This window comes from Cytobacillus sp. (assembly GCF_032154635.1).
In the GTDB taxonomy this organism is placed as follows: Bacteria; Bacillota; Bacilli; order Bacillales; family Cytobacillaceae; genus Cytobacillus.
Window position 1 is genome coordinate 74,153 of the sequence record NZ_JALDXW010000007.1, and the last position, 18,417, is coordinate 92,569.

Here is an 18,417-nt window from a genome sequence, read left to right on the forward strand (position 1 = left end):
AAGGCACATATGTGCGTTATGCTCAAAAAGATAACGGATTTACCGATTATAGTTAATTTGGTTTCAAACCAGTTCCCTACAATTGCTCCAAGGCGGTAAACTATTTTCTTTTCTTCAGGGCTTCCAGCCAATGACCCTGTTCTCTGGTAAGAAATTTAAAAATAATTCATATCCTTTTCAACGCGATAACTATCTAATTTATAAAAAAACGCACCCATCCCAACAAAAGGGACGAGTGCGGTCGTGGTGCCACCCTAATTCCATAAGGCACATATGTGCATTATGCTCAAGAAGATAACGGATTTACCGATTATAGTTAATTTGGTTTCAAACCAGTTCCCCATAATTGCTCCAAGGCGGTAAACCATTCCCATTTCTTCAGGGCTTTCAGCCAATGACCCTGTTCTCTGGTAAGAAATTTAAAAATAGTTCATGTCCTTTTCATAGCTATTAACAGATCGTATTTATTATTGGAAACAACTTTAGTACAGATATTTAAAAATGTCAAGTTCATTTATACAATTATTGTATGCATTATGTTAAGCGTTTCTGACACTTAATTTACACCATTTTAATTAAATTCAAAAAGAACCATCAGTTCGAAAGTTCTTTTGCTGTTTCTGGCTCATCTGATAAATTTAAAAGAACAACTCCGCCAATAATCAAGATGATCCCTGATAATTTAAGCATGCTAAATAGTTCACCCCATACTAATACACCAATTAGAGCGGTTAAAGCGGTACCGACACCTGACCAAATCGCATAGGCCAAGCTTAATGGAATCGTCTTGAGACATAGTGATAAACAATAAAACGAAAGTGCATAACCAATAATAACCCCAACTGACGGGAATAAAACTGTAAACCCTTCCGACATTTTAAGCATGGACGTTGCAAATATTTCTCCAATTATAGATACAGATAAAAAAGCATATCCCTTCATTTTTGTGTCCTCCACATTAATGCGCTCCTCCGAAATTCAATAGAATGACTCCACCGATAATTAAGACTAACCCAAAGAGCTTTTTTGGGCTGAACTTTTCTTTATAAATCGTAAACCCTACTACTGCTGTAAGAGCCGTTCCTAATCCTGCCCAAATCGCATAGGCCAAACCAAGCGGCAATGTTTTTAACGATAAAGATAAAGCATAGAATGCAATCCCATACCCAACGACAATTCCGACTGATGGATAAACATTCTTAAATCCATTTGAGACCTTGAGCATGGAACTTCCAAATACCTCACTTACAATGGCCAAGATCAATAACACATAAGCTGCCAAAGATAACTCCCCTTTGTGTCCGATAGATTGATATAAAAATATGCTGATAGAATCATATTAAATTTATCACAACTATTTGTGTTAATATTATGATTGATTTTAGGGGTGCCATGCAAATAATTTCAATTACTTTCGTCATTTGACAGTCAATGTTAATCATTCATCAGGCACAAGTTTGCCAAAAAATCCCAACTTCGATTAAAAAGTTGGGATGTACGATCAATTATCTCTTTACAGCATGTATATAATGAATCGTTTCAAAGGCTGATAAATAATCTTCTCGATTACAAAAATAACGATCATCAATCTCCATTGGAGTTAAGTGCTCATATATGAGTAGACCAACATCTTCTAAAAGACTTTCCATTTCACTGTAGGAGAAACAGGATTTCATCGGCTCCCCGCCAACAGCTGCCATGGCTACCATATTTTTCACACGATTAGATAACCCAGATTCGTGAAGTAAATGCTCATCTGCATAGTCAAATACAATCGAACTGCCAGAAGGAAGCTGATTAAATAAATTTCCAATCAAATCTTTTATTTCTTTTTTAGTTAAATAGTACGTAACACCCAAAAGACTAAAGAAAGTCTTTTCCAACTTACATCCAGCTTCAGCCAATACTGCATTAGAGAATTCCTTAGTAAAATCCATAGGAACAAAATGCAGGTTGTTCGGTATTTCTAATTGTGCGTCAGCTATTCTTTTCTTTTTAAACTTTTGTGTAATTGGATGGTCAACCTCAAAAATATTTAGACTGCTGCTTAATTCAGGATAGCGGAAAGAAAATGTATCCAATCCAGCACCTAATATGACGTATTGTTTAACTCCTAGCTCGATTTCGTTTAACAAGACGGATTCACAATAGGCAGCCCGCGCCAATGGTGTCGGTGAAAGCTGTACTTGTGTAATCCACTTTAACACTTCATCTGGATTATCTTTAAACCTTTCAGCAATGTCTTTATTGAAAAATTGTATTCCTTGGATCATGTTCTTTTTAATATCTAAAAACTCATCTTCTGTTATTAGTTCCTTGGCTAAAAAATCATCAAAAATCCTAGGTGTATCAAATTGGCTATGGTATGCTCGACCAAATGCTGAAACTAATGAAGTGAGGGATTCACTTTGTTGCATACAATCGTCCTCCCATAAAAAAATAAGATTCCCCTGGCCAGGAGAATCTTATTATATATCCAAAAACACCAATTGTAAATTATAGCATAAATGAAAAATTTTGTCAAGTTTACTGCTTTATTTCATTACTTAATATTAAGCACTTATACCTGTAAACTCATAGAAATCATTCTTATGCTAAATCCTAATTTCTCATACAGCTTAATGGCATGATTGCCTGCAAATGCGCTTAGCCGGACTTCTGAATGCCCTTCTTTTTTTAAATGGTCAATTCCCTTATTCATTAACTTTGTAGAAATCCCATTCCCTCTAAATTTTTCTAAAACATATAACTCATAAATAAACCCATATTTTTTATCAGTGAATTGATCCTTGCTTGTTCCTATAAGGATCCATCCCATTAATGTATTGTTTTTTGTTGCAATTAAATAAGAGCTGCCCTTTTCCAAAAGTGGCTCTACAAGCTGCTTAATTTTCTCATTTGACGGTTTTATTTCACCCAAAGTGCCATCAAATACGGCTTGTGGTGAAAGTGTAATAATTTCATTAAGTTCCAACTTAGTAGGTTTTCTAATATCCATTTATCGTTTCTTCCTTTCTATGCCCTTAAAAAAATTTATTATTAAAGTTATTCAACAATCAGTATTCGAGGAGATGTTTTAGAAATAACACTTGTCGACAACCAACAGCTAAGACAGGCAGCAATGATACTTAAAGATGATATTCCTAAGGCCATGCCCCAGTTTATAACAAGGGGGAGTTCAATTAATCCGTACTGCGATAATATATTCTGCAAAACTAAGGGAAGCAACTTTACACCTACAACCACTCCGAATAGTGCACCAACTCCAGAAAGAATGAAGATTCCAGATGTAATGGACCTTTTAATTTTGTTAGAGGTCATTCCAATTGATTTATAAATTCCATATGTGCTGCTTTCTTTTCTAACGTTAATGCGGGAGATACTGAAAATGATGATGAATGTAGCGGTTATAAACAATATTCCCATGAGACTCAAGGGCATTATTAATAGAGCAACCGCTTCTTTATACACAGAATTGAGTAACATCTGTTGTGTTGAGGCTGAAATTGATTCATTAAAATTCTCATTTAATTCATCTGCAACCTGATTGGACTGTGTGACATCGTTTAAATTTATGAAAACGATATCTGTCGTAGTAGTTTTTGCGACCTCTGATGTAATCCTTGCAGAATAAGACTTATTTGCTATTGATTGATAGATCCCTGTAACAATAAGACGCTGTTTCTCTCCTCCTAAATAAACATCCAGGACGTCGCCTACATCTTTTTTTAAAGCTCTTGCGACATTTACCCCTATTGCCATTTCGTTTTTATTGTGCGGGTTGCGTCCATGTATATTCTCAAATCCAAAGTCATCATAGCTTCCCTCAACTACACTAATATTAATGTTCAATGGCTGAGATGAATCGCTCGGGAAAACACCTGTTAGTTCCCCGACCCAGCCAAAATTTTTAATTCTTTTATCAGAAAGTAAATACTCTTCAAAGTTATTCTTGGAAAAAGCAGATTCATTAAATACAGTTACAGCAATATTTGATGAATCATATCCCCATGACGGTGCCGTTTCTTTAATCGAGATAATACTATTCAGTAGAACAAAGCCAAATACTAATACAGCAGAGGTAAACGTTGTAAGTAGAATCATTAGAGCGGAACTTCTCATATTCTTTGAAAGATTTTTGATCCCAATTTCTATTTGAAAAGGCAAGCCTATCGAATGTAATAGTCGATTTGAGTGATTTAGACGCCGGGTTATTTTACTGCTCTCAGCCTCTGACATCCCATATCTTATTGCTTGCACAGGTTCTACACTCCGAGCTTTTCTTGAATAGAAAAATGTAATGATTATTACGATTATCAAAATCGCACTGCCAATTAATAAATAATTTGCGAGACCTTGCACGTTATCTAAGCTATCCCCAGATTGTAAAAAGGACAAGGAACTTTCAATAATTACACGTGACAAAAGGCTGCTTAGCAATAGGCCAGGAATAATAGAAACAATTGAGAGAAACCCATACTGCATTACGTATACCGCTATTATTCCTCGAGAAGTAACGCCTATCGACTTGATTACTCCAATTGTTTTATAATTTGACAATATAGCATCAGAGATACTAAATCCAATAATAAATAAAGAGACAGACATCATGATGGCTCCCATGAACACCATAACAAAGCCAATTACTTTATTGATGATTAAATAAAAAGAAGCGATTGATTCGTACTCCATCTTTGTCTCAAGATATGGCTTATTTAAGTAACGCTCGAAGCTCTCCCAATATGCTGCACTTTGACTATATTCATCAAACCTTAAAGCCATCATGTGTTTTTCCTTACCTGTCATGGCTTGTAGCTGTTCTTCGTAATCCTGCTCATTCATCCATACCCGCGCATTCGTTGTAAACGGACCGCCAAACGGCATGTCTACTACAATGGCAGATACACTTAGTTTAAATGTATTTTTACCTGTATGAAATTCAATATCTTCTCCTAGAGATATGCCATAGGAAGAAGCCATAGAGGTTGGTATCCATATTGTACCTTTTTGGGGATGCTTTTGTTTTTTTCCTTCTATAAAAGTCAATTGATCGATGGAAACTGGAGTCTTTGGTGTATTCATCATGAATAAATATAGATTCGGAATTTCCTTTCCATTAATCTTTATTCCTGATAAATTCTTGAAAGGTATGAGCTCCGATGCAGTCACTCCCTTTTGACTATCCCACCATTTGTTCACTACTTTTGGATCATGAAGCTCTTCTCCCATTGTTAAAATTTGATGGGCTCCATTCGTTTCTTCATGTTTTTTCTCGAATAGATTTTCTGTATTTTGAATAAGTGTGATGGAAGTGGCTAGCAGCAAAGTAGAAAGCATAATAAGTATGACAATTAATCCGTTTTGAATTTTCTTTTTTCTTATATTCCCGATACAAAGAGTGACTATTGTTTTCATCTAAATCACTCCTTCCTTGTAATATAAGAAAAGATGATCTCTTCTCTGTCTGGAATATCATTTTCTTCATACTTATCGAAATTTAAAATTCCCTCAATTTTCCCATCCTTTACAAGAATAAGACGATCTGCACGGCAAGCAGCCTTTATATCATGCGTAATCATGACAACGGACTGACCTTGTCTATTTAAATTAGTTAATATATCTAATATGGCTATTCCATGTTCATAATTTAGACTTCCAGTCGGTTCATCAGCAAATACAACCTCTGGGGCATTAACCAACGCTCTTGCTATCGCAGCTCTTTGCTGTTGACCACCAGATGTTTGAGACGGGAGGCGATTCTGCTGATCTTCAATCCCCATTGCACGGATAAGTTTTGTCACCTTATTATGCACACTACTTTTAGGTATTTTTGCAATATATCCAGGAAGGGCTATATTTTCAAACAATGTTAAGTCTGGAACTAAATTGATACTTTGATAAACATACCCTATTTTTTTTGATCGAAAGTTTGCTAAATCCCTTTCACTGAAACGATCAATTCTTTCTCCGCGAAAATAAACTTCCCCAGCCGTTACTGTATCAAGTCCACTCAAGAGATAAAGAAGGGTTGATTTACCTGACCCGGAGTTGCCCATAATAACTGTAAAATCTCCCTCAAAGATCTCAATGTCTAAATTTTTGATTGCATGGAATTGCTCACTTCCAGATGAATATGTCTTACATAGATTTTTCGCTTGAATTATAACCGCTTTTTTCAATAAAAGCCCTCCCGTAAAACTGTATTTTCTATAGTGTAAAGGGCAGTTCTTACATGATGCTTATCAAGATATTAATAAAGTATTACATTGAAATCTTTAACTTATCGGGAGCAAAAGAGTAAAAACAGTTCCTTCTTTTTTCTTACTCTTAAACTGGATAGAACCATCATGAGCTTCCATAATATGCTTACAAATTGATAATCCTAAGCCTGATCCTTCATTTTTAATGATTGATTGATCTGCATTTTTATTCCCTCTAAAATATCGCTCAAAAATAAATGGCATATCCTGCGGGAGAATTCCCTCTCCGGTATCTGAAATTTGAATCTTCAGCATTGGGCCATCAATATTAGCCAAAATCCTAATTGAACCCCCAGGTGAGGTATGCTTCAAAGAATTGGTTACCAGATTTGAAATAACCTGCTCTAATCGATGTTCATCTACTTTGATTAGTACATTAGGGATTTCTGCAGGTTCTATAAAGCTAATCCCTATCGTTCGAACATAATGACCAATCGGATAAATGATTTTTGAAAGAACCGCTCTACTGTATTGCTCTTTTGGATGTACAGGGATGTGCCCTAGCGCTTTTAATGAATGGATGAATAAATCATCTATTAGTCGAGACATTTTTTCTGTATTGGTTTGCATAATTTTAACGTATTCCATAATCGATTCCATATTAGGGCATATTCCTTCATAAATGGCTTCCAAATATGCTTTCAAGGTGGTAAGTGGTGTTTTTATGTCATGTGAGATGCTCGAAATTAGTTTTTTTTGGTTCTTCTCTTGCTCATCACGTTGAATACTTAGCTCCATAATTTCAATTCTCATTTGTTCAAATACAGCGTATAATTCTCCTATTTCGTCATTTTTCACATATTCTGTTGATTGCTCATATTTCCCTTTTAGAATATCTTCCGTACTCTTTTTAAGCTTTTTTATTGGCTGTATGATGTCCATTTTGCATTTATAAATAACCATACATAAAAGACCTAATAGCAAAATAGATAATAGACTTATAAAAAACAAGATTAAGCTGTGATTAGAGGGTTGTGATACATTTTGGACACTATTTTTATCTATTGTAAAAATAGCATTTCCAACTTGGGTTTGTGTTTCTTTATCCACAACCGGAAACGCTATTTTAAACATATTCCCTTCAACTTTAGAGGCATATAAATCATAATGAAGATCATGTTTCAAATCGAGGGATGGAACAAAATCGTCCTTTGAAGAGTTAAAGATGACTCTTCCGTCTAGCTGTGAGAAGAGTAGATCGACCTTTTGATGAAGACTCATCTTTTGCAAGGTATCATATACATTCGAGTCGTGCTCAAGATTACGATAATTCTGCTCTATATATAACAATAAGTCGTTTACTTTTACACGAATCTGATTAATGACTAAGGGAGGCTCATCCACTTCCCCATCTTTGGCTCCATTATTTACAAGCATATATGTCACGCATCCAGCAATTAGCAATAGACAGACCAGCATGGCAACAAGCCAATTTTTCATCCATTCATTCAAATACATATATCTCTCCTATTTAATCGTTATTTGTACTAAATTTATATCCGATCCCCCATACTGTTTGAATATAAACCGGATTAGATGGATTGGCCTCCAATTTTTCTCGTAATCTTCTGATATAAACAGTAATGGTATTTTCGTCTCCATACTCGGCATATCCCCATATTTCATCCAATAACTGTCTTTTAGAGAAGACCTGATTGCTGTGTTTTGACAAAAAATATAGCAAATCAAATTCTTTTGCTGATAAAGAAATGGCTTTATTGTCCAACGTAACTTTGTACGCCTTTTTATTAATTTCGATCTTCCCGAAACGAAGAATCTCGTTATCCTTATGAGTATTCAACAGACGCTCATGCTTGCGTAAGTGTGCATTTATCCTCGCTACTAGTTCGCTTAAAGAAAATGGTTTTGTCATATAATCGTCTGCGCCAAACCCTAACCCAAGAACTTTATCCGTATCGCTTCCCCTTGCACTCAATATCAGGATAGGAATATGGCTCTTCTCACGAATTTGACGACAAAGCTCAATTCCATCATCATCCGGAAGTGTTAAGTCGAGGATAATAAAATGGAGATCCGTTGTTTCCACTATATGCCTCGCTTCTTTTCCCGTTTCTGCAATCATCACTTCAAATTTATTAACAGTAAGATAATCTCTTATTACATGAGCAATATCTCTTTCGTCCTCAATCACTAGAACCCTTGCCTGCGGAAACAATTAATTTCCCCCTTAATTTATATAAAATTAGTAAATTCAATACCTATCAAATGATAACTCTCTTTGCCTATTATAGGATAATTCTTCCTTTATTACAGTTAATCGTTATATAATTTTGAATTTCCAAACAAATAAAGAGAGATCATCCTCTTTATATCCTTTTACAAATCAGATTCAGAAAGATACATTTTGCGAGTTAAACGAATAAATGCGTCTAACGGAGGTGTCATCCATTTATCCTTATGCCAAGCAATTTGAGTGAAAATCGGAGAGACGGATGACTTCAACCGGAATTCCCTCATTCTCCCCTCTTTAATATCTTTTTTGACAACCATTTCTGGCAATAGCGCAACACCTAGCCCGGCGATGACACATTGCTTGATTGCTTCTATACTGACAAATTCAATCTTATCTAATGGATATACTCCTGCAGATTTTAGTGAGTCTTCAAGCATCATTCGATAAGAACATCCCGTCTCTGTTAGCAACAGCGTTTCATTCTTAAGATCTTCTATTGAGAAGATTGAAGTAGGATGGTTGGGTGCGACAACCAGCTTTAGCTCCTCCTTAATAAGCTTTTCTACCCTCAAAGAACCCTCTGGTTTCACCTTATCCATAATAAAAGCAATATCTAATACGCCTTCCATAAGCTGCTTTCTCGCCATCTCATCCGAATGTGCCGGTTTAAATATCAGCTTAACTTTTGGAAATGCAGCCTTGAATTCTTTCAGAATTGGAGGTAATCGATAGGTGCACTGGCTTTCCTGAGCACCTATGATTAAAGTACCGTTTGGTTCTTCCTCCCCATTTGCGGACATTATTGCTTCTTCACTTAACCGAATCATCTCTTCAGCATATCGTTTAAACTGGTGCCCTGCCTCTGTTAATAGTAGTCGTTTGCCTAAACGCTCAAATAAGGGCGTGCCGATTTCATCTTCAAGGGCTTTAATTTGAGCAGTCACACTGGACTGTGCAAAATTCAACAGTTTAGCCGTCTGTGTAAAATTCAAATTTTCTGAAGCATGACGAAAAGTAATCAATTGTTTTATCTCCATAAGAACCGCCTTTTATAATCGTTTTTTTCGATTTAAACAATCAAAATAATCATCTTTATCGATTTTTAAATCCATTATAAGATAGAACTAATCAAGGAACAATTAGTATACAAAATCATCAAGAAAGAAGGAGAAATATAAAATGACAATAGCAGTCATAGATGGAGGAACCCGTCCCAATGGCAATGCAGAATTACTGACAAACCATATCATTCAAGGCATGAATGTGGAAAGAATTTACTTGAAAGATTACCAAATCCATTCAATTATAGACAAGCGTCATTCACCAGATGGCTTTCAGGACAGAAAAGATGACTATAATTCCATAATTGATCGTATTCTCCGACACGACATTATAATATTTTCTACTCCAATATATTGGTATAGTATGTCAGGATTAATGAAAAACTTTATTGATCGATGGTCGCAAACATTAAGAGACCCTAACTATCCTGATTTTAAAAAGAAAATGGCTGCAAAAAGGGCTTTTGTCATTGCGGTTGGAGGAGACGATCCAGCTATTAAAGGACTGCCGATGATTCAGCAATTTAAATACATCTTTGATTTCGTTGGAATTGAATTTGCGGGATATATTATTGGAAATGGGAATAAACCTGAAGACATCTATGAAGATATAGAGGCATTATTCAAAGCGGAACAACTGCAGAAAAAAATAATTAATTCTTAGGCTTATTTCGTTCATGTTATTGCTGGTAAAAAACTACAGTTAGAGCTAAAAGGGATAGCAGAATGTTATACTATCCCTCTTACATATCAAACCTCTTGTCTAATCCTTCAAATCACATGTTGAGATGAACTAACTAAATCTCCTACTGCTTTCACACGAATAAATAATGCATTTCCAGGCAAATAGGCAAGTGGAATATCCTCTATGGATACAATAGAGACAGTGCTTTCATCTGCTCCTGCTTTAATTGCTTCTTCTACAGCAGAGTTTTTTGCATCTTCTATAGCTTCGTTTCGAGTCATTTGATCTAAACTGTATATTTTTTCAACTTCTCCGCTAACCTGACCAAGTGCTGCACCGATTGCATTAGCTGCCTCATAGTGATCGGGCCGAATAACGTCTGAAACCCCTTTTAATGAATCTGCTACGATGATGCTTCCTCCTCCTGATAAAATAAGCGGGGCATCTTTAGAGCTTGTTTTCATCTGATCGATCGCTTCTTCTAGCATATATGTCATTTCTCCAAATACTTGTTCACAGAACGCAATTGGCAGATGTTCAACTTTTCCCTTGTGATCATTAAATGCACGGCCGATACGAGTGACAATATCAGAAGCAGTCATTTCGTCACCACCAAACAGAATCGCTTTTTTCGTTATTTCATAGCCGACACTATCCGGACCAATTGTAAAATGATCGTTTACTTCACGAATTCGAGTTCCTCCACCTAAGCCAATAGATAAAATATCAGGCATGCGGAAATTCGTATTCACTCCGCCAATGTTAACGGATAAAGAGGATTGTCTTGGGAATCCGTTCAATAAAACGCCAATATCACTTGTCGTTCCACCAACATCAAGAACCATTGCATCCTGCAAGCCTGAAAGATGCGCTGATCCACGAATGGAGTTAGTAGGGCCGCATCCCATCGTTAAAATCGGATAGCGAAGAGCGTATATTTCATTCATTAGTGTTCCGTCATTTTGACTGAAGTACATTTCTGCCTGAATACCAAGTTCTTTTAATGCCTTAGCGAAACCATTCACAATCATCTGTCCTGTCGCCATTAATGCCGCATTTAAAATTGTCGCATTTTCACGTTCTAACAAACCGATGCTGCCAATTTCATGAGAGAGTGATACTGGAATATCCCCAAGTTCCTCCTTCACCCATTTTGCAACCATTTGTTCCTGCTCTTTATTAACTGGAGCAAATACACCTGAGATAGCAATGCTTTCAGCACTATCTTTTATTTGCTTGCAGAATGCCGTCACTTCCTCGCGGTTCAGCTCGCTTATTAAGCGTCCATCAAATTCGTAGCCACCTGAAATAATTGTTGAAGCTACCTCAATTTCTCCACGCAAATCTTGCGGCCAATCCGTGAAAGGAGGGATAGAAGTTGTCGCTGGTCTTCCAATTCGAATGACAGCTACTTTATTGAGACGTTTTCGCTCAATGATCGCATTTGTACAATGAGTCGTTCCCAACATTGCATATTGAATATGGGAGCTTTCAATCTTACTTTCTTCAATTACTTTACTTATCGCATGAAATATTCCGCTTTCTACATCTTTTGTTGTTGATACTTTCACTGTATGAATCACTCTTAAATGTTCATCCAATAACGCAGCATCTGTGTTCGTACCCCCAACGTCTATTCCTAATCGAAACATTATGATCTCTCCTTTTGCAGCTCTTCCACTGATGTATAATCAAAATCATAGCCAAAATAGCGTGGCCCCGCAGTCTCTATTCCTTTTGGTGTTCTCCATTTGTTATGACACGGAAAAGCAACGACAGCTACACGAGCACCATATTTCATTCTCTCTGTTGTAATCGGAAAACCTGTTTCTGCATCTAACACAGCAATCAAATCAGGAGTAGTACATAACAGTTTGTCTCCTTCTTTTGCAATAAGATGCTCGTTTTGAAAATAGAGAGTGAAAGTTCTTCCATTATCGTTCCGAATTCCCTCAAATGTTGCCATTCCTCTTGTAAAGCCACCGCTTAGGCGACGTTCAATGTCAACAATTTTCCCTTCAAATAAACGATAGCCTTTTAATTCTTTCAGCATGCTATTCATTCTTTCTTGTTCCTTCACTTCATTATCTAATAAATATTCACCAATCCGCTCCGCTAATGAAAGCGTATTTGGAATAACAGAAGTTTTGACATCCCTTCCGAGCAGGCTATAATCGCAAACGGATGCGCTTCCTCCCATTTCAATTGTCAAAGCACGCGCCAGCCTTTCTGACCACACGCCATTTTTCGGATATAAAACAACTGCATTTCCTTTTTCATCAGCCATTGTCACGGGTGCTGGTTCGAAACCATCTAAATGAAATGTCACCATTTGTGCTTCTGGAAAAGCACGCCCCATTGCATCTGCATCTAACATTGGCAGTCCTTTTTTCGCTGCAGCGATGATAGGAAATAAAGAGTTAATTCCCCCGATTTCAATTGGCATGACTACATCCACTTTTTTACCTAATGCCTTTTCTAGCGTTTCTAATGGTGTTGTCACTTCTTGCTCTGAAGGTATTTTTTCAATCGTTACAGTTGGGGCACCCATCCCTGATACTGGCACTACTAATTGGTCATCTTTCAATTCATCCACTGTAATAACTTTGACAGGCCCATATTTACGAATGGCTTCTTTCGCCATCAATTTTCCAATATACGGATCACCGCCGCCGCCTGTTCCTAATACTGCCGCCCCTATTGCAATTTTTTCTACTGCTTGTTCATCTATATATCTCATTTTTCATACTCCTCATTTTCACTTTGATGTTTGCATCCTATTTTTGTTTCTTGAAAAACACCCCTAAAATTGTCTGTATAATAAACCCAACCAATATTCCGTCAAGGGGAGGGACCGTTGTAAGGGAAAATGCTTGTAACCCTGTTGGTGCAGCAGTCGTTAAATACGTTACGAGCATCCCTGCAACCCATGCAATGATCGACCGGATAACGACTGTCCGTGCTTCTAGTTTAAGCTTATATCGTTGAAACTCTTGCTTCACACAAAAGTATTCAGCTACATATATTCCGCTAATCGGAGCGATCACTATGGCAAGAATATTTAAAAACGAAATAAATTGATCATATATTCCAAGAACCGCTAGGATTGTGGCGATTACTCCTAAAATAACCGTTATCCATCCCTTTGAAATTTTAGTAAAAACCAATGAGAACCCAAGCGAAGATGAATATAAATTCGATGTATTTGTTGTCCATTGTGCAAGAGTTAGTACTAATACTCCTGGAATAGCCAATCCTAGTGCAATAAAGATTTTCATCATATCTTCTGTTCCCATTGCTTTTGACATTAAAATAGCAAGAATAATCATGAAGCTATTCCCAATAAAAATCCCCAAAAAGGTAGCAATCACTGCATCTTTTCTGCTTTTTGCCCAACGAGCAATATCCGGCTGCGTGGTTGCTCCGACAATCATAATACTAATAACTAGAGAGATCGCTCCGCCTAGGGTAAATCCGGCTGAATGAGGAATTGCCACTTGTAACGAGTAATTTTTTAGTGTTAAGAATAAAGTCAATAGCATTAAACCTAATAAAAGAGGGACAGACCAAACACTCAATTTTTCAATAGCTCGATACCCAATTATTGCAGTCGTCATCATTAATAAACCGCCAATTAAAGAAAGCACTTTTATGTTTACCGTTAAGTGAAACGCGTCGTGTAGAACCGTATGGGCGTTGTTTGCAAAAAATCCAACCTGTACACCAAACCAGCCCAATAATGAAATCCCAATAACAACGGAAAAAACTTGAGCTCCGTATTTTCCAAATACATATTTCGTAATCATTGAAGTTGATAAATTGGTGGAAGACCCAACAATTGCGCTGATCGTACATAAAATAGCGAGAATAAACGAACCGATACAAACAGATAAGATCGCCTGATTTAGCGGCATCCCCTTTGCCAATTCAGCACCTAAAATTACCGATGATAAGTCAACACCAATCGCTACTAACACCGAAAACATCGAAAACCAAGATCGACGTAATTCTTTCGGAACTGCCTCTCTTGCATAATCTGAAATAACTGCCTCCTCTTTCATACATGTAACCCCTTATCTATTAAATTTGTGTTAATCTCTTTGGTGCATATTCATACATATCCCATTCCAAAAGATGTTCCAAACCTGCTGAACACGTTGTTTAAATGTATGGTATTGATAGTAGTGCATTTCGAGAAATATCCCATCCATCAAGCAAAGGAATGATGCTGTTAAATCATCAATTGACTGTTTTTTAAGCTGCCCTTTTTCAATCCCTTCTGAAAAAATACCCTTGATCACATCACAAAGCGCCTCTTCCATTTCGCTAAAGATTTCTTTCACTTCATCATTCAAAGTAGGAGGCAGGAAAAAGGAAAGTTTCATGTAGGATGTTGTTTTCTCAGGTTGACTTAAATGATAATGACAGAGATCTTCTACAATTTGATAAAGCCTTTCTTTAACCCCCTTATTTGATGTTTGTTCAATTGCTTTAATCATATAAAGATAATAATCTTGCAATAGATCTTTATACACCGCCATAAACAAATCTTCTTTATTTTTATAAAAAGCATAGATGGACGGTGTTTTGATTCCCACCTCTTTAGCGATACTAGAGAGGGTTGCCCGATCATACCCTTTCTCCGCCAATTGCCTATACGCAACCGCTTTTATTTTATTTTTCGTCATCAACATCCCACCTAACTAATTTCGTTAGGTGAATTATACTAAGTTTTCAGAAGATAATCAACATTATATTTATAGGTTTTTAGGTATTTTTATAAAACAAAACAGCAGCATCCCCCTATACACATTCTGATTTCTCCATAAAAAAGCCCGCGTGTTTTGAAAGAAGATTCAACAAAACACGCGGGCAAATATTGACTTATTTATATTTTTAACTCCGAATAAAATGTACAGTACTATTCTCCTGTATAGACTATCTTTCCATCAACAATCGTATAAATAATAGGGGTCTCAGAAATATTTTTCGAATCAATTTTAGTAAGATCCTCTCCAAGCACAACCATATCCGCTTTCTTACCAGCTTTTAGAGAACCTAAGTCATTTTCGCGGAATATTTGATACGCCACATTCTTTGTATAAGACTGCAGCATTTCCTTCACAGTAAGCGCTTGATCAATGTTACGCACCAAATCATTATTCTGCTCTTCAGAATAAGGGCTGTTTCTTGTAACTCCCGTTTCTATCGCGTTCAAGGGGCGGTAATCAGGGGTAGGCGGATAATCGCTGCTGCTAGAAATCATTACCCCAGCATCCCACATTTCTCTAGCTGGATACATGGCTAATGCACGTTCTTCCCCTATCATTGCTTTTTCTAAGTCATAATACTGATCTTTATAAAACCAAAAGGGCTGCAAGCTGGCAATAACATTTAAATTTGCCATGCGGGAGATGTCATCTGCTTGAATAGCGCTAATATGAGTAATCGTGTGGCGGGAATCATGCTCTCCATTCTCCTTTTTAGCCAATTCAATGGCATCCATGCCCATTTTAACAGCTCCATCGCCGATTGCATGAATGTGCACTTGTATCTCTTCTTTGTCCAGCTCTGAAACCATTTTATTGAAGATATCCTCTTCCCAATTTGCATCCCCATGATGATGAGCGCCCATCCCGGCATTCTTAGTGTATGGTTCAACAAAGAGGGCCGTTTTCCCTTCCGTGACTCCATCCGCAAATAATTTTACTGTATTTATCGAAAGCCAATCGGAGTTGTACTTTTTACCAGCATCATGTATTTTCTTAGCTGCATCATCCGGCCCGGTTTCTGGTCCGAATGTAATTGCGTTGGCCACCCGCATTGTCAACTTGCCCTCTTTTTCTAATTCATTCATTACTTTTAAACTTCTGTCACTGCCTGACATATTCATTATTCCTGTCATGCCAAAGCTGTGCATTTCCTTTTGAAATTCTAAAATGGCCTCTTTATATTGTTCATCTGTTAAGGTAGACAAAGCCTGGACATCCGTGAGCAAATCCATTGCGCCTTCTCGTAAAACCCCTCGGGGAGAACCATCAGGATTACGCTCAATCATTCCACCTTTAGGAACTTCTGTATCTTTTGTAATTCCAGCTATCTCCAGTGCTTTGGAATTTACCCATACCGAGTGTCCATCGATAGAATAGAGAATGACCGGAATATTCGAAACGACCGCATCCAGATCCTCCTTCTTAGGGCCTGGATTCGTACCATCAGCCTGTTCATACGGCCCATTTACCCATCCATCCCCTGTAATGATTTTGGCATCAGGATTTTTCTCCCTAAAATCGGCAACTGCTTGAATATATTCTTCGTTGCTTTCAAGTTCTGTAAGATATACTTCAAAAAGTTTGGACGTCCATAAACCTGGTGGATGCGTATGCCCATCCATAAAACCTGGAGATACCATCTTTCCTTCGAGATCAATTACCTCCGTATCGTCCCCCACATATTTATCTACGTCAGAGCTGCTTCCTACAAACTGGATTTCTCCGTCCTTTATGGCAACCGCCTCAGCAAGCGGCTGATCTTCCTCCATTATGTAAACGATCCCATCTTTAAGAACGAGTGTGGCTTGATCATTAGATACCTCTACAGTATTTTTTTCAGTTGAATCTGTATCCTTTTTGGCGGTTACATCTGATTTTTCTGTACATGCGCCTAGCATGAATACGAACGGAATAAGGATGAAACTCAAAAAAAGCAGCTTATTACGCAAAATACGATTCATAAACATTTCACTCCTTATTATTTTTTTGGATATTATTAAGGCTACATCTCTAACTCTTCAAAGTCGATCTTTGGAGGTTCCTTTTTGAAGAAGCCGGTTGATATAATTAAATACAAAATACCAAGGAAAGCCCATATCAAACCTACAATAATTGAAATTAAATCAAGGCTGCTCCATAAATATATAATAAAGCCAAGTCCAATCAGGGGGCCGATCAAGTTTCCGAAGGTAAATCCAATTGTACGTTCTGCATTGGTTTTAAAAAAATTCACAATCACACAAATATTAACAAAACTAAATGCAGTAAATGCTCCCACATTAATGAGTGATGTTGCCATTGTTAAATCTAGAAAAAGAGAGGAAAGCGCCAGTAGGCCAATAAATAGAATATTTGGGACTGGTGTATTAAGTTTTGGATGAAGATATCCAAAAAAACGTTTAGGCAACACTTTATCTCTGCCCATCGCATATAACAGCCTTGATGCACTTACTTGAGCTGCTAAGCCGGAAGCAAATACTGAGAATAAAGCGCCAGCGGTGAAAATAGATAAGAAAAGATTTCCTCCAATCGTATAGGCGATTTCTGGAGAGGCTCCTTCAATATCATTAAACATAGATACGTCTGGGAAAAGGGATTGCATGAAGTAAGTAACCAAGAAGAAAAAGATTCCCCCTATTGATGCTACTAATATGATTGCCCTTGGGATTGTCTTTTTTGGTTCAATCGTCTCTTCTGAAAGTGTAGTAATTGCATCAAACCCGATAAAAGATAAAGCTAGGAGTGCAGCACCTGCAAAAAGGCCGGATATCCCCATGCTAGAGGGGAATAACTCGCTGAGAGAGATAAAAGATTCAGGACCTTTCATTATTGACCGTACATTTAGATAAATGAAAATTACCCCAATAATAAATTGAAAAGCGACAAGAAGCATATTTAACGAAGCCGCTAGCTTAACACCAAAAATATTTAATATGCTAATAACAAGAATAAGCCCTACAATCCAAGCCCAATCAGGAACTTCAGGCATGGCCGCAGATAAATAGATTTTGGCCAATAAGGCATTGATCATCGGCAAAGCTAAATACGCAAGAAAAGTAATCCATCCAGCAATTATTCCTAAATATGGATTCATAATATTTTTCGTGTATGTGTAAACGGACCCTGCTGTAGGATATTTTTTTACTAGCTTTCCATAGCTTAAGGCTGTAAAGAGGATTGCCGCAAAAACGACTATATATGCTGCTGGCACATGTCCTGAGGACACATCCGAAGCAATTCCAAAAGTATCAAATACAGCAAATGGAGACATATAAGCAATTCCAATTGCGACAACATGCTTTAATTTCAACCTTCGCTGAAGCTGATTTGTAACTTCCATATGAACACCCTTTTCCTCTAGGACTTTAAATTTATATTATTGCTCGCTTAAATGAATCCGCTTTCAATTTTAGCGGAGTCTTACTTAACAGCCTTCAATTGCTTT

16 protein-coding genes and 2 other annotated features (1 of these 18 running past the window's edge) are annotated in these 18,417 nt (G+C 37.1%); of the genes, 1 reads left to right on the forward strand and 15 read right to left on the reverse strand.

What is annotated here, in order from left to right:
* Positions 1-190, reverse strand: a binding site (T-box leader); it reaches 40 nt to the left of the window's first position.
* Between the two features lie 34 nt (positions 191-224).
* Positions 225-454 (reverse strand) — a binding site (T-box leader).
* Between the two features lie 140 nt (positions 455-594).
* From RUH74_RS07270 to RUH74_RS07310, 9 genes are all read right to left on the reverse strand, one after another.
* On the reverse strand, positions 595-942 hold the full coding sequence (locus tag RUH74_RS07270) for a DMT family transporter (RefSeq protein ID WP_313799616.1): 348 nt from the start codon (positions 940-942) through the stop codon (positions 595-597).
* A 16-nt stretch (positions 943-958) separates the two neighbouring features.
* Positions 959-1,282 (reverse strand): DMT family transporter, encoded by a 324-nt coding sequence (locus tag RUH74_RS07275; protein WP_313799617.1) that lies wholly within the window; start codon positions 1,280-1,282, stop codon positions 959-961.
* A 223-nt stretch (positions 1,283-1,505) separates the two neighbouring features.
* On the reverse strand, positions 1,506-2,417 hold the full coding sequence (locus tag RUH74_RS07280) for a class I SAM-dependent methyltransferase (protein WP_313799618.1): 912 nt from the start codon (positions 2,415-2,417) through the stop codon (positions 1,506-1,508).
* 143 nt (positions 2,418-2,560) lie between these two features.
* The gene (locus RUH74_RS07285; RefSeq protein ID WP_313799619.1) at positions 2,561-2,998 is read right to left on the reverse strand and encodes a GNAT family N-acetyltransferase; all 438 of its coding nucleotides are present in this window, start codon (positions 2,996-2,998) and stop codon (positions 2,561-2,563) included.
* A gap of 47 nt (positions 2,999-3,045) precedes the next feature.
* On the reverse strand, positions 3,046-5,415 hold the full coding sequence (locus RUH74_RS07290; RefSeq protein WP_313799620.1) for an ABC transporter permease: 2,370 nt from the start codon (positions 5,413-5,415) through the stop codon (positions 3,046-3,048).
* Positions 5,416-5,420: 5 nt separating this feature from the next.
* On the reverse strand, positions 5,421-6,179 hold the full coding sequence (locus RUH74_RS07295; RefSeq protein WP_313799621.1) for an ABC transporter ATP-binding protein: 759 nt from the start codon (positions 6,177-6,179) through the stop codon (positions 5,421-5,423).
* A 96-nt stretch (positions 6,180-6,275) separates the two neighbouring features.
* The gene (locus RUH74_RS07300) at positions 6,276-7,718 is read right to left on the reverse strand and encodes a HAMP domain-containing sensor histidine kinase (protein ID WP_313799622.1); all 1,443 of its coding nucleotides are present in this window, start codon (positions 7,716-7,718) and stop codon (positions 6,276-6,278) included.
* A gap of 13 nt (positions 7,719-7,731) precedes the next feature.
* Positions 7,732-8,436, reverse strand: a complete 705-nt coding sequence (locus tag RUH74_RS07305; protein ID WP_313799623.1) for a response regulator transcription factor — start codon at positions 8,434-8,436, stop codon at positions 7,732-7,734.
* Between the two features lie 161 nt (positions 8,437-8,597).
* Positions 8,598-9,491 (reverse strand): LysR family transcriptional regulator, encoded by an 894-nt coding sequence (locus tag RUH74_RS07310; RefSeq protein ID WP_313799624.1) that lies wholly within the window; start codon positions 9,489-9,491, stop codon positions 8,598-8,600.
* A gap of 142 nt (positions 9,492-9,633) precedes the next feature.
* Here RUH74_RS07310 and RUH74_RS07315 point away from each other — a divergent pair, with 142 nt between their 5' ends.
* Positions 9,634-10,179: a flavodoxin family protein gene (locus RUH74_RS07315; RefSeq protein WP_313799625.1), complete on the forward strand. Its 546-nt coding sequence runs from the start codon at positions 9,634-9,636 to the stop codon at positions 10,177-10,179.
* Positions 10,180-10,286: 107 nt separating this feature from the next.
* Here RUH74_RS07315 and RUH74_RS07320 read toward each other — a convergent pair whose 3' ends face one another.
* The 6 genes from RUH74_RS07320 to RUH74_RS07345 all read right to left on the reverse strand — a co-directional run bounded on the left by RUH74_RS07320 (position 10,287) and on the right by RUH74_RS07345 (position 18,312).
* Complete coding sequence (locus RUH74_RS07320) at positions 10,287-11,852, reverse strand: hydantoinase/oxoprolinase N-terminal domain-containing protein (RefSeq protein ID WP_313799626.1); 1,566 nt, start codon at positions 11,850-11,852, stop codon at positions 10,287-10,289.
* A complete protein-coding gene (locus RUH74_RS07325) occupies positions 11,852-12,940 on the reverse strand; it encodes an S-methyl thiohydantoin desulfurase family protein (RefSeq protein WP_313799627.1) in 1,089 nt (362 codons plus the stop codon). The genes RUH74_RS07320 and RUH74_RS07325 overlap by 1 nt, the downstream gene beginning before the upstream one ends.
* Positions 12,941-12,977: 37 nt before the next feature.
* Positions 12,978-14,261, reverse strand: coding sequence for a cytosine permease (locus RUH74_RS07330; RefSeq protein WP_313799628.1), 1,284 nt, complete (start codon positions 14,259-14,261; stop codon positions 12,978-12,980).
* A 30-nt stretch (positions 14,262-14,291) separates the two neighbouring features.
* Entirely contained in the window at positions 14,292-14,888 is a 597-nt protein-coding gene (locus RUH74_RS07335) for a TetR/AcrR family transcriptional regulator (protein WP_313799629.1), read from the reverse strand.
* 233 nt (positions 14,889-15,121) lie between these two features.
* The gene (locus RUH74_RS07340) at positions 15,122-16,933 is read right to left on the reverse strand and encodes an amidohydrolase (protein ID WP_313799630.1); all 1,812 of its coding nucleotides are present in this window, start codon (positions 16,931-16,933) and stop codon (positions 15,122-15,124) included.
* Positions 16,934-16,974: 41 nt separating this feature from the next.
* Entirely contained in the window at positions 16,975-18,312 is a 1,338-nt protein-coding gene (locus RUH74_RS07345; protein WP_313799631.1) for an APC family permease, read from the reverse strand.
* Between the last annotated feature and the right edge of the window lie 105 nt (positions 18,313-18,417).

Excerpts from the sequence above, each read along its gene's own strand:
- RUH74_RS07345 (WP_313799631.1), bottom strand. The coding sequence starts at position 18,312 with ATGGAAGTTACAAATCAGCTTCAGCGAAGGTTGAAATTAAAGCATGTT.
- RUH74_RS07300 (WP_313799622.1), bottom strand. The coding sequence starts at position 7,718 with ATGTATTTGAATGAATGGATGAAAAATTGGCTTGTTGCCATGCTGGTC.
- RUH74_RS07340 (WP_313799630.1), bottom strand. The coding sequence starts at position 16,933 with ATGAATCGTATTTTGCGTAATAAGCTGCTTTTTTTGAGTTTCATCCTT.
- RUH74_RS07280 (WP_313799618.1), bottom strand. The coding sequence starts at position 2,417 with ATGCAACAAAGTGAATCCCTCACTTCATTAGTTTCAGCATTTGGTCGA.
- RUH74_RS07270 (WP_313799616.1), bottom strand. The coding sequence starts at position 942 with ATGAAGGGATATGCTTTTTTATCTGTATCTATAATTGGAGAAATATTT.
- RUH74_RS07325 (WP_313799627.1), bottom strand. The coding sequence starts at position 12,940 with ATGAGATATATAGATGAACAAGCAGTAGAAAAAATTGCAATAGGGGCG.
- RUH74_RS07320 (WP_313799626.1), bottom strand. The coding sequence starts at position 11,852 with ATGTTTCGATTAGGAATAGACGTTGGGGGTACGAACACAGATGCTGCG.
- RUH74_RS07290 (WP_313799620.1), bottom strand. The coding sequence starts at position 5,415 with ATGAAAACAATAGTCACTCTTTGTATCGGGAATATAAGAAAAAAGAAA.
- RUH74_RS07330 (WP_313799628.1), bottom strand. The coding sequence starts at position 14,261 with ATGAAAGAGGAGGCAGTTATTTCAGATTATGCAAGAGAGGCAGTTCCG.
- RUH74_RS07335 (WP_313799629.1), bottom strand. The coding sequence starts at position 14,888 with ATGACGAAAAATAAAATAAAAGCGGTTGCGTATAGGCAATTGGCGGAG.
- RUH74_RS07315 (WP_313799625.1), top strand. The coding sequence starts at position 9,634 with ATGACAATAGCAGTCATAGATGGAGGAACCCGTCCCAATGGCAATGCA.
- RUH74_RS07310 (WP_313799624.1), bottom strand. The coding sequence starts at position 9,491 with ATGGAGATAAAACAATTGATTACTTTTCGTCATGCTTCAGAAAATTTG.
- RUH74_RS07285 (WP_313799619.1), bottom strand. The coding sequence starts at position 2,998 with ATGGATATTAGAAAACCTACTAAGTTGGAACTTAATGAAATTATTACA.